At 67.6% G+C, this 12,953-nt stretch carries 13 protein-coding genes and 2 pseudogenes; 4 read left to right on the top strand and 11 right to left on the bottom strand.

Annotated features, from left to right (window positions below):
* Positions 1-135: 135 nt before the first annotated feature.
* Complete coding sequence (locus AB0C84_RS11955; protein ID WP_361064399.1) at positions 136-1,014, top strand: LysR family transcriptional regulator; 879 nt, start codon at positions 136-138, stop codon at positions 1,012-1,014.
* 128 nt (positions 1,015-1,142) lie between these two features.
* On the opposite strand, the gene AB0C84_RS11950 is transcribed toward AB0C84_RS11955, so the two are convergent.
* Positions 1,143-1,322, bottom strand: coding sequence for a hypothetical protein (locus tag AB0C84_RS11950; protein ID WP_361064750.1), 180 nt, complete (start codon positions 1,320-1,322; stop codon positions 1,143-1,145).
* A 31-nt stretch (positions 1,323-1,353) separates the two neighbouring features.
* Between AB0C84_RS11950 and AB0C84_RS11945 the strand changes: the two are divergent.
* Positions 1,354-1,560, top strand: a pseudogene (locus tag AB0C84_RS11945) (IS110 family transposase); the annotation flags it as partial.
* A gap of 589 nt (positions 1,561-2,149) precedes the next feature.
* Positions 2,150-2,452 carry a hypothetical protein gene (locus AB0C84_RS11940; protein WP_361064396.1) on the top strand — a complete coding sequence of 101 codons (303 nt, stop codon included), beginning with the start codon at positions 2,150-2,152 and terminating at the stop codon, positions 2,450-2,452.
* Positions 2,453-2,744: 292 nt separating this feature from the next.
* On the opposite strand, the gene AB0C84_RS11935 is transcribed toward AB0C84_RS11940, so the two are convergent.
* From AB0C84_RS11935 to AB0C84_RS11905, 7 genes and pseudogenes are all read right to left on the bottom strand, one after another.
* Positions 2,745-3,104: a hypothetical protein gene (locus AB0C84_RS11935; protein WP_361064393.1), complete on the bottom strand. Its 360-nt coding sequence runs from the start codon at positions 3,102-3,104 to the stop codon at positions 2,745-2,747.
* Between the two features lie 385 nt (positions 3,105-3,489).
* Complete coding sequence (locus AB0C84_RS11930; protein ID WP_361064390.1) at positions 3,490-3,705, bottom strand: lantibiotic dehydratase C-terminal domain-containing protein; 216 nt, start codon at positions 3,703-3,705, stop codon at positions 3,490-3,492.
* Between the two features lie 138 nt (positions 3,706-3,843).
* Complete coding sequence (locus AB0C84_RS11925; protein ID WP_361064387.1) at positions 3,844-4,818, bottom strand: MBL fold metallo-hydrolase; 975 nt, start codon at positions 4,816-4,818, stop codon at positions 3,844-3,846.
* A gap of 113 nt (positions 4,819-4,931) precedes the next feature.
* Complete coding sequence (locus AB0C84_RS11920; protein ID WP_361064747.1) at positions 4,932-5,369, bottom strand: VOC family protein; 438 nt, start codon at positions 5,367-5,369, stop codon at positions 4,932-4,934.
* Positions 5,370-5,920: 551 nt separating this feature from the next.
* Positions 5,921-6,166 (bottom strand): annotated as a pseudogene (locus AB0C84_RS11915) (IS3 family transposase); the annotation flags it as partial.
* Positions 6,167-6,320: 154 nt separating this feature from the next.
* Positions 6,321-7,082, bottom strand: a complete 762-nt coding sequence (locus AB0C84_RS11910) for an SDR family oxidoreductase (RefSeq protein WP_361064384.1) — start codon at positions 7,080-7,082, stop codon at positions 6,321-6,323.
* A 440-nt stretch (positions 7,083-7,522) separates the two neighbouring features.
* Complete coding sequence (locus AB0C84_RS11905; RefSeq protein ID WP_361064381.1) at positions 7,523-7,741, bottom strand: hypothetical protein; 219 nt, start codon at positions 7,739-7,741, stop codon at positions 7,523-7,525.
* Positions 7,742-8,217: 476 nt separating this feature from the next.
* Between AB0C84_RS11905 and AB0C84_RS11900 the strand changes: the two genes are divergently transcribed.
* Positions 8,218-9,060 carry an enoyl-CoA hydratase/isomerase family protein gene (locus AB0C84_RS11900; RefSeq protein ID WP_361064378.1) on the top strand — a complete coding sequence of 281 codons (843 nt, stop codon included), beginning with the start codon at positions 8,218-8,220 and terminating at the stop codon, positions 9,058-9,060.
* Positions 9,061-9,413: 353 nt separating this feature from the next.
* Here AB0C84_RS11900 and AB0C84_RS11895 read toward each other — a convergent pair whose 3' ends face one another.
* The 3 genes from AB0C84_RS11895 to AB0C84_RS11885 form a co-directional block, all read right to left on the bottom strand.
* Entirely contained in the window at positions 9,414-10,010 is a 597-nt protein-coding gene (locus AB0C84_RS11895) for a muconolactone Delta-isomerase family protein (protein WP_361064375.1), read from the bottom strand.
* 966 nt (positions 10,011-10,976) lie between these two features.
* Positions 10,977-11,852 (bottom strand): hypothetical protein, encoded by an 876-nt coding sequence (locus AB0C84_RS11890; RefSeq protein WP_361064372.1) that lies wholly within the window; start codon positions 11,850-11,852, stop codon positions 10,977-10,979.
* Between the two features lie 393 nt (positions 11,853-12,245).
* On the bottom strand, positions 12,246-12,824 hold the full coding sequence (locus AB0C84_RS11885) for a GNAT family N-acetyltransferase (RefSeq protein ID WP_361064369.1): 579 nt from the start codon (positions 12,822-12,824) through the stop codon (positions 12,246-12,248).
* Between the last annotated feature and the right edge of the window lie 129 nt (positions 12,825-12,953).

Raw genomic sequence — 12,953 nt, 5'->3', positions numbered from 1 at the left:
GGCTCCTTCGCGGGCCTGGTTCAGGCCGTTCAGCAGGGATGACGCGTCCCACTCTCGCCTGCGGGCTGGTCCCGATCAACGACGAGTCCGGCAACCTTTCATTAACCGAACGCTTAAAGATCAGGACAAAGGCCCGTGGAGCTCCGCGATATCGAGATCTTTCTGGCGCTGGCCGAGGAACTGCACTTCAGCCGCACCGCCGAACGCCTCCACGTCACCCCGGCCCGCGTCAGCCAGTCGATCAAGAAGACCGAACGCCGGATCGGCGTGCGCTTGTTCGACCGCACCAGCCGCGCTGTGGGGCTCACCGCTGCCGGGCAGCGGCTCTACCAGTCCCTGCGGCCCGCCTACCAGCAGATCGTCGATGGGGTCGAGGACGTGTCGGTCTCCGCCGGTGACATCAGCGGCACCCTCACCCTGGGCACCATGGGACCTCAAGGCTGGATGATCAACGGCATCGTCGAACGGTTTCAGGCCAGGCACCCGACCGCCCGGCTCGTGCACTGCGAACTCAACGTCGTCGACCCGCTCACACCCCTGCGGGAGGGCACGATCGACGTGGCCCACCTGTGGCTGCCGGTCCGCGAACCCGACATCACCGTCGGACCGATCACCCACACCTCGCCAGTCGTCTTGGCCATGGCCGCCACCCACACCCATGCCGAACGCGACTCGGTCAGCCTGGAGGACTACGGCGACCTGACCTTCATGACTCCCCAGTCACCGATCCCGGCGTCCATGGAGGAAGCCTTCCAACCCTTCCGCACACCGTCAGGCCGCCTTATCGCCCGCGGCCCGACCGTCTCCAACTGGGAGGACGAGCTTAAGGCGACCGCCACCGGACAGGCCGTCGCCGCCGCTGCCGCCGAGGCCGCCCGCTTCTACGCCCGACCCGACGTGGTCTACATCCCCGTCCGCGACGCCCCACCCATCCGATGGGCCTTTGCCTGGCTCACCGCCAACGCCAACCCCCTGATAAGCACCCTCACCAACGCCGCTACCGACGAAGCCTGAGACGACGCGGCCGCGGCCGCTCGGGGCCGCCGGCCGAGGGTCGACGCCCAGCGTGGCCTTCGAGGAGGCTGAGTGCAGGAATTGGTGGTAGCGACTTCTTCGCCGGTCAGCGATCCGTGATTTGTTGATCAGTGGGTAGGCGACGGGCGCGAGGACCTCGGTGACGACCTTGGCGATGGCCTCGGCACGGGCTTGACGTAGCGCATGATCGCCGCGCGCAGGTTGTCGCGGTTGATGAACAGCCGCCGGATCCGGCGCAGCACCGCCTCATCGTCCTCCAGCTCGGCGGCGACGCGTTTGATCCCCACGTTGGTGCCCAGCCCGTAAAGGCACAGCACCAGGCGGGGTTGCAGCACGTCGGAACCGAGCCCTGCACATCGCCGTCCTCAGCCGCATGACCCACGACCCGCAAACCCGCGCCTACGTCGAGCGACGCCGGGCCCAAGGCCGCACCACCAAAGAGGTCCGCCGCTGCCTCAAGCGCTATCTAGCCCGCAGATCTACCGCCTCCTCAACGCCACCGACACACCCACCACCCCAGTTTGACGAACATAGAAGGATCCCAAGCGCAACTACGGCCTCCCTCCGGCTACCGTTCGTTACGCGCGATCGACGGCAGCGGGGGCGTGAGCTGTGGGAGATCGCAACGAACTCAATCTTCCCAGAGGTGCGTCGTGACGCGGTTACGGATGCGGCTTGACCTGCGGCGATGTCTAGAGACCGCTTGGGTTGGGCTTGATTGATCGTGTTCACACCGAAGAGGCCACTGGTTCGAACCCAGTATCGCCCACCGGCTTGGTGGCATCCGGGGTTGGCCACCGGTGGCCCGGTGGGAGGAAATTGGGAGATCACCCTTCTCCCATCGCGAACGAGGCCACAGTGCTACCAGTCACTCTGCGCGGTCGAAGTCGGGCTGAGTGCTAGCCGCATGTCCGCTCAGGAACCATGAGCCGGGGGTGGGCTGGAGCCTGTCTCGCGGCATGCACGACAGGCCGGTGTGCAAGCCGCGTCCTGCTCTGCGGGTGCAGGTAGACAGGTCACCTGGATCGGCTGGAGGCGTTGCTGCTGTTAAGCCGAACCGTCTGACCGTCCCGGGAAGGCCCGCCGGTACGGCACGGCATTCACCGGCTCCGGCTTGGCGGTCATCCGCGCATGCCGGGACGTCCTGCTGAGCGCCGACGCGCCGGTCACCATGCTCGAACGAGCCGTCCGCTGCCTCGCCAAGACCCGCGAGGCCGTCATCGCCACCGGGCAACCCGGCGGCACCGTCGTTTCCCGCGACGGCGGCGATGTCCGCTGGTGGAACCGGCCGGCCATCGGGCCACTGCTGTCCTCACCGGCCCGCCCCGGCTTGACCAACGAGAAGCAGCGCTGGATACCCGCGGCCTTTGCTTACGCTCCCGCTCCTTCTCGCGAGAGCAGTACAGAGCAGAGGTGAACAATGTAGTGATCTACAACGTAAAGGCTTCGCCCGGTCCCGCGGTACCGCGATTTTGTCCGGCGGACACGGGTGCGGACGAGTTGGCGGTTGCGGTGGCTACCTCCAGGCGGGCCGGGCGTTCGCCCGTTCGAGACGCAGATGCTCGGAGATTTCCGCTTCCGACACGCGGTCTGCAGCACCGTCTTGGTGGCACCGGGCAGGCCCGTCTGGGCCCACCGACGATCCCCTGTCCGGACCCGCTCGATCAGCTCGGCCCGGACACCCAGCCCGACCGACCGACCGTCGTCTCTCACAGATGATTCTTCCTGCCGGAGGGAACGGCCCTAGCCTTCAGGGCACCACCCCACCCACGATTTTCAGGACGGTCCCGAAAGATGCCGCTGGCAGCGTCGCAGGCGTTTCTCGAGCCGGTCTTGAGCGCAGCCTGTTTGGTCTCGAAGCGACCCTCCGAGGCGCAGCTGCCTGCGTAGGCGACCCCTTGATCGGGATTGATGTAGTCGTCCAAGTTTCCCGGCGAGGTGGTGGACCCGTCCCAGCCGGGGTTGGTCCGGCTGATCAGCGCCGCGGTGGCCGCCGGGTCGGGCTCGGGCGCGCTGCGCAGTAGATCGGCGGGGTGACCGTCGGTGTAGACGAACGGCCGTTCTGGCACCCATGAATGAGCACCTTCCGTTGCCCGCCAGCCCATCTGGTCACAGCTGGAGGGAACCTACATGATCATTCAGACGGCGGGACGGGGAGGACCTCGCCCTCCTGCAGCGAGAGGAAGATGGGCGCCCCACCCTCCGGAGTGCCGGTATGCAGCGGCCCGCACGAGATACCGCAAGCAGGTCGTGGGGATGAGCGCAGACATACCGTCTTCGCCAGCGACCCTGGACCGCCCACAGCGACGCTATAGCCGTCCCCCGCTCCGACGGCACAGCCCGTCCGGACCTACAGGGCCGGACCTATCTCCTGGAGGGCTTCTTGATCCGCGACGTCCTGGAGCGCTCACAACGCCGGTGCCCGGCCCTCACCACAACAAGCCTACGAGGCAGTCATCTATTACGCCGAACACGATGCCTACGTCGCCCCAGTTCTGGCGGGTTCCTATGGCGGAGGCGGTGCGCGGCCAGATGCTGGAGGGTGAGGCGGCTGTCGTGGTGGAAGAGCGCGTGGGCGACACCCATGTCCGCGGTGCCTCCGAAAGCGGTGGACTTCGGCTCGTAGATGCCGGGCGTCCAGCCTTCGATCAAGCCCTTGGAGATCATCATGTCCAGCGACCGGTCCGTTTTCGCAGGCCGTGGTCGGTGGTCGGGTGATGCCGTGGCCGCCATGTCGGTACTTGCGCAGGAACGACCACTCGTGCGGCTCCGCGCTGAGACGAGCTGGTCATCGGGGCCTCTGGGTACTCAAGGCTTGATGCTGAACGGGCCGAGCGAGTTGTAGTCGAGCCGCAGTGACTCGGCCATCGCCCACGCGTTGGGCAGCGTGAACACGTCCGCGCCGCCCAGGCGGTCCAGCCACCGGGGGACGATGTCGTCGGCCGCCTGCGCCGACACCGCGTCCAGGTAGGCGCGGAAGACGGCCCAGGCGTTCTCGGGGTCGACCGGCGCCATGACCGCTTCGAGGTCCACACTCGAGAGCGCCGCCTCGGTGGTGGCGCGCAGGTCGTTCATGTACTCGATCTGGGTGCGCACGTCCTCCGGCGTCCCCGGGCGGTTGACGTGGCCGCCGACGAGCTGGTCGAAGTCGTATCCGAGGACCTTGTCGTACAGGGCGAACACCCCGGGCAGGTTGGCCGACAGTGCCAGGTTCGAGAACGGCACCCAGCCGGGGAAGACGACGTCGACCAGCATCACGACCCGCTGGTTCGGGAGATAGACCAGGCTGTTCCCCTCGGTGTGGTTGGGGCCGGGGTAGTCCAGATGAATGACGTGGTCGCCGGCCTCGATGGTGAGGGTGTGGTCGAAGACCTCGGTGGGGAGGGGCCGATCCGGGTCGGCCAGAGCCTCCAGCCGCTGAGCGACGATGCGCTGGGCGTAGCGCGGGACGGAGTCGGGGTAGATCGACATGCCGCCCACATGGTCGCTGTGCTCATGGCTGTAGATCACGTGTGTCATGGGCTTGTCGGTCACCCGCTTGATGGCGCGCAGGATGTCGTGCCCAAGCGTCGGGGGCGAGTCGACCACGATGACCCCTTCGTCATGGACGACGAACATGTTCCCGTACTGGCCGTCACTGAGCCAGAAGACGCCGTCGGCGATCTCCTCCATGACATACCCGGCGTCCGGGATATCAGGACCCCTCGCGTTCCGGGGCAGGGGGGCGGTCGACCGCTCCCTCCTCCGCTGGGCCGATTCAGAGAAGCGGGACATCGTCTTCATCGTCAATCCTCCGTCGTCGTCCGGTCCGTGTCGCACCAGCCTTTCCGGTGACCGCGTAGGAACTGAACCAAGAATCCTTAAATCTGGATAGATCCCGATAGTTCGCGTCCGGGTCAGCGGCCCGGCAGGCGCGTGGTGATCTCCTGGAGGAACCACGCGTTACCGTCCGGATCGTCGAAGGAGGCGAACGAGCCGTAGCTCGCGCGCTCGGGGTCCGGCCCGGCCACCCGGGCCCGGGTCCCGGCGTGGTGGAAGACGCCGCCGGCGTCGTGGAACACCTCGCTGACCTTCACGCCGCGCCGGACCATCTCGGCTCGCGCGGCCTCGATGTCGTCCACCACCAGGTGCAGGCCGTGCGTCGAGCCCGGCGCATCCGAGGTGACGCCGGTTCCGAAGATGATGGAGGACGGGGACCCCGGCGGCGTCATCTGCACCACCCGGAAGTCCTCGCCTGTGGTGACGTCGGCGTCCTCCCGCCAGCCGAGCCCCTGGTAGAAATCCTTGGCGCGGTCGGCGTCGGCGACGGGCACGACGACGACCTCCAGTTTCATGTCCACGCTGCCTCTCCTCTCGCGGGTCTCCAGGGCCCTGATACCCACACTCGCCCCGCAAGCCGCTAAAGGCCGTGAACTCACCTTAAAAAGCCATAAAGCCTCGACTATGGGGAGTTTTAGCCCGCTCGCGCAGGCGAGAGTGACGCGCGAGTGGTGTGACTGGCAAGGCTCGGTTCGTCAACGTCGGTATGCCCAAGGAAATCTCTTGAGAGGGGCGGGTCCGCACAGGCTTCTGGAAGGAGCCGGTGCGCTGCCCTGTCATGGCGCGCCGCACGCATTTGGACGGGATGGCCATCACGTACCTCCACCGGCACCGAGCATCTCGCTGACCAGCGTCCTCGTCGGCCGCGGCGTGGGGGAGATCCCCCGGACGTGTCCTGCCCGCCGCCGTGGCCTGCGTCCAGAGCCGGCGGAACCGCCGTTCCCGCAGGTAGAGGCGTACACTCCGGATACGAATGCAAGAGCCACCAGCACAGCCCAGGGGAGCGAAGAAACGAGCGAGCCCCACCGGTCGGTCCGCATGTTGGCATTGATGACGCGAGTGAACCCGCTGCTGCCTTCAGGATCTCGTTCGCCCGCCGAAGCTCGGCGTTCTCTCGCTTGAACCGCTTCAGCTCCACTGACTCCTCAGTGGTGTTCCTCGGCCGGGTAACGGCGTCGGCCTCGGCCCAGCGCCCTGCGCACCGTCTCGGTCGAGGCACCCCCGGCTTGGCTGCGACAGCCCTCATCGCCGACCACTCGCTGGGATAGTCCGGACGGACCTCGGTCACCGTGCGGACAGCGCGCTTGCGCAGCCCCGGTGGATAGGGGACGGACGTGCCATGGCGTGGTTAATGTCCACCACCTGCGCCTTCTGCGCTCCTCCGGATATCCCGACGCCCCAACTAGCTCCCGGCCGACCGCCCGGGCGAGGCAGGGGAGACTCCGGGACCGGCGTGAGTGGCTTGATCAGGTCCGGTGGATGAGCTGCTGGCCGCCGTCGATGTCGTAGGTGGCGCCGGTGAGCGCGGTGTTGGCCATGAGATGCACGGCGAGCGCGGCGACGTCGGCGGGTCCGACGACGCGCCCGATGGGGAGCGTCGCGCGGAGCTGGTCGCGGCGCGCTTCGAGGTCGTCGCCGAGCAGTTCGGCCGACAGCGGGGTGTCGACGAAACCGGCCGCGATGAGGTTGACCCTGACCGGCGCGACCTCGACCGCCAGGTTGGCGACCAGGGCGGGCAGCGCGGCGGTGCCCGCCGCGATGAGCGACAGGCCGGGGCCCCGGCTCCGGCCGCCGGTGCCGCCCATGAACAGCAGGGTGCCGCCGGGGCGCACCCGGCCGACGGCATGCTGGGCGACGGCGACGGCCAGCCACACGTGTCCGTCGAAATCGCGATGCGCCCGCTCGCGGTCGAGGTCGGCCAGGGGTGCGTAGTAGGGGCCGCCGGCCGTGACCATCACGTGGTCGATCGTCTCGGGCAGGGCTCCGAAGAACCGCGCGAGGGCGTCCGGATCGGTCGCGTCGAAGGCCGCGCTGTCCAGCGCGCCCACGTCGGCCGCCGCCCGCTTGAGGCGGTCGGGGTCGCGGCCGGCCACGATGACCGCCGCGCCCTCGGCACGGGCGCGGCGGGCGGTCTCGAGCCCGATGCCGCCGCTGCCTCCGATCACGACGACGGTCTGCCCGGTGAGCTCGGGCGGACGCGGGGCGGCGTCGGACGATGCGGTGGTCATGATTCCTCCCGTATGCAGATCACGCGGTAGTTCTCGGTCCGGCCGGACCAAGCAGCGTTCCTTCTCTCCTTCCCGAATTCGGCGGGTCGTGCAGCATGCCCACAGTCCTTCGACCGCCGCTGCGCGGCGAGTTGCTCCTGCTCGACGGCGAGCAGGACGAGCGTGTCGCTGATGGCGGACCCGCCGGTGAGTCGCCCCCAGCCGGTGGCCGGAGATTGGCGCGGGCGGACGACGGGATGCTCATGCGCTTGGTCGTCGGTCGGGCTCGACCATGCCCGTCGCGCCCGTGGAACACCCCGGTCTTCGCACGCAGGTCGCTCGAAGTGATCGGTGATCCCGGCGGATCCGCGCCCGCGTCCCGTACTGACCGGGTGGTCGGCCCCCGGGCGGAGACGGACTTCAAGCGAGCCGAGGGCAGTACCCACTATGAGTTCACCGACCTACAAGGCCTCGAAGCCTGCCTTGAGGACCTCACCGAACACCTCAACACCCCTCCCTGCGCTTGACGAATCCGATAGGGCACCCCGCGGAGGCCCCAACCGCCGGGCCGGGATCATAAGCACGATCGCGAACGTCGGCGGGCTGGGCTGCGGGCTGCTGATCGCTGGCTTGATCGCCCGATACACCTCGTACGGGTTCACATGGCCGTTCATCGTCATCCTCGCTCTCCTCGCCATCGCGTTGGCCCAGGTGTGGGTGTCACCGCCGAGGTGGGCTGTTCCTGGTCGCGGGCGCCGGCGTCCGCGACCAGGGTGCGCTGCAGCCTGACCGTCGTGATCTCCACCTCCGACTTCTCGTCTTCGCGCTGGCCGCCGGCCCGGGGATCCCTGGCGGCGGCTCCCGTCCTCGTCCGCCCGATCAAGCGACCGCCGGCCATGCCTGCGACGGATGAGGATCTGATGATGCCGTCGTACTGGTGTTTCGGCGTCGAAACCGAGGGCATCTCCGGCGAACCTTCCGTCCGGGCGGGTGCGGGGCGCCGACGAAAGGCCGCCTCAGGCGCTCCGCAGACGACCATGCCGCATGGACCGGTCGAGGCCAGGATGCCAAGTGCCGTAGCGACCGTTCTCGCGCCTCATTCGGCGATCCGGACGCCGACCGACCGCCGCGGCGGGAGATCGACAAGGAGCGTTTCATGAGTACCGCGGAACAGTTCCATGTAAGCGAGGTGACCCGATCCTACTGGCGGGTGACTTTCGACAATGGTCCGGTGAACCTGATGGATCCCGACACCATCGAGCAGCTTGGTGAGCTCATCGAGCGTATCGAGGACGAGCCGGAACTCACGGTCGTGGTCTTCCGCAGTGATAAACCGGGCTACTTCATGGCGCACTGGGACTTCCTGTCCGACTCCGCCCGTGTGGCCGGGATGCCGCCCGGACCAACGGGCCTCCATCCGTACCTGGACAACTTCGTCCGGTTGAGCAAGCTGCCCGTGGCCACTATCTCGGAGATCCGCGGCCGCACCCGCGGCGCGGGCAGCGAATTCGTGCTCTCAACAGACATCCGGTTCGCATCCGAGAGCGCTGTCCTGGGCCAGTTCGAGGTCGGCGTGGGCAGCGTTCCGGGAGGCGGCGCCATGGCGCGGCTGGGGCGCCTGGTTGGCCGCGGGCGCGCACTGGAGATCCTGCTCGGCGGCGAGGACATTCCGGCCGGTCTGGCGGCCGAGTACGGCTACGTGAATCGAGTTGTCCCGGACGCCGACATTGAGGCTTTCGCCGACGCGTTCGCGCGCCGTATCGCGAGCTTCGACAGGGTGGCCGTCGCCGGCATCAAGGGACTGGTCGATGCGGCCACCCTGCCGGCGAACGAGGAGTTCGCGCCCGGCCTGCAAGCGTACTTCGCCACCGCGGGACGCCCGGAGAACCGGCCGTTCGTGCAGCTACTGTTCGACAACGGGCTCCAGCAACCCGACGGCATCGAGACCGACCTCGGTACGGCGATTGGACCGCTCCGCCAGAACCTCGAACGACCGTGACGCCGGAGCGCGAGCGCCCAACGCAGCGCCCTGAGAGGCGTTTGAGTCAGCGGCTGCTGTCCTGATCGTTGAATCCGCGTATTACGGCCGGCTCCAGTCATCGCGGTCCCGACCGTCGGCATGTCTCACGAGCGAGATCGGCCGCAGACGGGGGGCCGGGTACGACGGACCGATTCGGTGGGTCGCCCGGGTGTTGGCGTGGGCGCCGCCCCCAGAGCGTCTCTGATGCCTCGCTGCACCGCGCGCCTCGGTCGCGGCCGCCGGCGTTGAATCGCCGAATAGGGAGTGCCATCAGCCAAGATCGGAAATTGGCGGGAAGGCCGGCGTTTCTGGGAAGGCCCTGGCCCGGGTGCTTACGGGTCGCTGGGGTGGCGCGTCAGGGGCACCGTCTCTGTGGTGAGCCAGGCGGCCAGCGGGAGCGATTGCAGGATGTCCTGCATCAGCTTGTCGTCGGCGGCCTGAAAGTGGCCGAGGTTGCGGCCCTGGCCGGGGAGGCTCCACAGGCGGATGAGGCGGCCTTCGGCGGCCAGTTCACGGGCGCGGGCGGCCTCGCGGGCGAACATCTCGTCGCGGGCCTGCGGGGTCGCCGCGTCCGGCACCTCGACGGTGAACGTGACCAGGTACTCGCCGCCGTCCGCTGCGAGCGGTACCCTGCCGCGCCCTGGGTCGTTGGGGTGGGAGCCCAGCGCGGTGACCTGGTCGGTGCGCCAGACACGCAGCGGCATCGTGGCGAGCGTCCGCTCGAGGTCGTCGGGGCCGTCGGCGGTGAACAGCCCGATCGTGCGCCACTCTCCCGGCCCCAGCGGTGGCCGCCACAGGCGCAGCACCCGTCCCTGGGCGGCCAGGACGCGGGTGTTGGCGGCTTCGCGCGCCCGGATGTCGTCCACCTCGCGCGCCGGGGTTCCGTCCGGGACGCGGGTGGTCATGGTGACCAGGTACTCGTGCTTCATGTTCTGCCTCCTTGGACGTCGGCGTACTCAGCATCATGCCCGTGGGCGCGTCCACTGGAGCCTACGGACGAGCACAGGAGGTGCAGGTCATGGACATGAAGCTCGAACCGCCCGCAAGACCTACCGGGGGTGGACTGCCCTCGCCCAGGCCGTTCCCGGTTCCGACGGGCTGCTGACCGTCCCTCGTTCTCAGATGCGTAGCGGTCGCCGCGATGCTGTAGACGCCGCTACCCCCACAGTCTCCGCAGAAAATGGCGTTGAAATGGTCTGCGGTGCCCCGCGTGGCCCGGTGGTTGGTGCTGCGGTGTGGTCAGGCATGAGATCGGCGATGCCGGACGGAAGGCGACGCGGCTGACAGCGTGCTTGCCGGCTACCAGGCCGGCGAAGTATCTCAACGAGCACTCGCCTTCCCGAGGGTCACGGTCCGAGGCCGAGCCGGTGCCACGGTTGCCGAGACCGTGGATCGCGGACCTGTGGGATCGCGCGCCGGGACCCGTTCGCCCGAGTGCGCATCGCCACGAGGTCCATCCGATCTCCCAGGCACGCAGCCTGCGAGGTCGCCGGCGCCGGTGTCGGTTGCGCGCGCGTCAGGCGGGCTGTTGCGGGTTGGCCGAGTCTGGTCTGTCGCGTCGGGTTCTCATCGCGTTGGGAGGTGGCGCGGCTTGGCAGGACGAGGGTTGCGGTGGGTCGCGTACGGAGGTGGGGGAGTGCCGGTGCTCGGGTTGGCGGAGACGATCGACCAGTTGCGCTTGGAGCTGGCGGCGCTCAGGATGCCGGGCGGATCAGCAGGTGCGCAGCGGCTGGCCGGTGTAGGGCAGAGCGTGAAGTGCAGCGGGACGGGCTGCCCGATCGGCCCCCCGCATGGTGCTGACTCGCCGGCATTTGCTGATGGAGGCGAGCCTGCACTGGATCGGCAAACGGCGGGGAGGTTGGGTCCTCCCCGCCGCGAATGCGGAGCCAGCCAGGTCACTTCCTGTGCTGACTGATCGCTGCGCCGACGCCGGCGGCCGTGACCATGGAAATGCCGATCCAGGACGCCCAGTTCAGCTGTTGGCCTGCGATCAGTCCCAGGATGGCACCGCACGCAGGTTCGATGGGGTTCAACAACGCCACGGCGAAGGGGCGGATTCCCCGCTGCCATGCCATGTTGGACAACACCGTCGACAGAAAGATCAGCGCCCCTGCAGCCAGGAAGATCAATAGATCACTCCTGCCTAGACCGAAGACCGCGTCTGACCCCTCCCATAGTAAAGCCAACACGAACATAAGGATGATATTAGGGATTCTTGCCAAAGTCGTGCAGGCGGTGATGTCGCTTCTCTTGATGCTGGACATCATTTTCATTCCGACCAGGAAATTTGCCGCCAGAACCGCAACGACAACGAATCCCCAGTAGTTGATCTCGCCTTCCCAGGAGGGCGTGAGCACGACGACGCCGGAGAAACCCGCGGCCGGCCACGCCAGGTCCCACCACCGGCGGGACCTCAGGATCTCGATGGTGACGAGCAGCATCGGGCCTCCGACATAGAACGCCGCCAGCACGATCCCGAGGGGCAGCATGCGAATGGCATACTGGAAGGAGACGAACCCCACGGTAAGGCCGAGTCCCAGAATCAGCGCCGATCGCCAGATCGGCCAACCCGCCCGCAAGGACGGCCTGTACGTGATCAATAACGGCGCGATGCCGGCTGTGGCGACCAGGAGAGCGGCCGTGAATGGGCCGATCCTGCCAACCAGTCCCAAGGCGATCTGAACAGTGCCTGCCGTCACGCCCAAGGCAATTGAAATAATCAGCGCAAAAACTGCAATATTAGAACTTCTTGGGAGGTCTGCTGCGCACATGCACCTCTCTCCCTTCTTGTTTGAGTTGCCCCCGCATCCTTTGGACGCAGGCATAGAAGACCGTCCGTGTTCACTACGGAACGGCAAGTGGATCCGCTGTCTCGGCGCACTGCTCTATCGGACGGGTCGCACCGCGGGCCCGCCGGCCCCGTGTTTCCAGGGCCGACAGGCTCCCAGTCGAACGTCATTCCGCCCGGAGCTAAGTGTCTACGTCTTCGCGGCCGTCCGAACCACGGAAGGCGATGGACCATTTCGGGTGGTCGGGAGCCGGAAATCAGAATCCGGGCAGTGTGAGGGCCGAACGGGCCGGTCGTCCGGTCCCGACGGGCGTGGCGTCGAGTGCGGGTCTTCGTTTTCGTGCCGGAACGGGATCCGGGGCCGGGTGCCGGCGCCTCAGCGCATCTCTTCCCACATGGTGCGGGTCATCTCGTACTCGACCTCGCCGAGGTGCGCGTCCGGCAGCAGATCGTCGAACTGCGGATAGTACGTGCGCACGTACCGCCTGCCGATGGCCCGCATCACTCCAATGGATCCGGCGTTGGCGGCCATGGTCTGCGCGATCACACGGCTCTGCCCGACTGTGTCAAAGGCGTGCCGCAGAAGGGCGCGGGATGCTTCGCTGGCCAGGCCCTGCCGCCAGTGCCGGCGGACGAGCCGGTACCCCAGATCGCAGACGGTGGGATCGTCGGGCTGATCGGGACCATGTGCAGGCGGCAGCATCATGAGCCCGACGAACTCACCTTCCTCCCCTCCATCGGAGAGGTGAGCCATCCAAAAGCCCAGCCCGTCCACCTTGCCTGCCATGGCCATCCGCCGCTGATGAGTTGCGACCACCTCGTGCCTGGTCGGCGTTCTCGCGTCGAGATAACGCAGCACCTCGAGGTCGGAGTCGAGGCAGACCTCCAGGTCGAGATGCCGATCGGCCGGCGGTACCAGCAGCAGACGCTCGGCGTGCAAGATCGGTTGAGGCACGTGGCAACCGTTTCACGCCGACTTCGGTGAAGCGATCGTTATTCTCCCCGGCTGGCGCGGTGCCGCAGGGGAAGACAATGCGGGTGCAGGGTCGGCGAGTTGTCAGTGGCTGGCGACAAGCTCGTGTCG

Source organism: Actinomadura sp. NPDC048955, assembly GCF_040649435.1.
Taxonomy (GTDB): Bacteria; Actinomycetota; Actinomycetes; order Streptosporangiales; family Streptosporangiaceae; genus Spirillospora; species Spirillospora luteofluorescens.
This window is presented reverse-complemented; position numbering and strand designations above follow the sequence as displayed.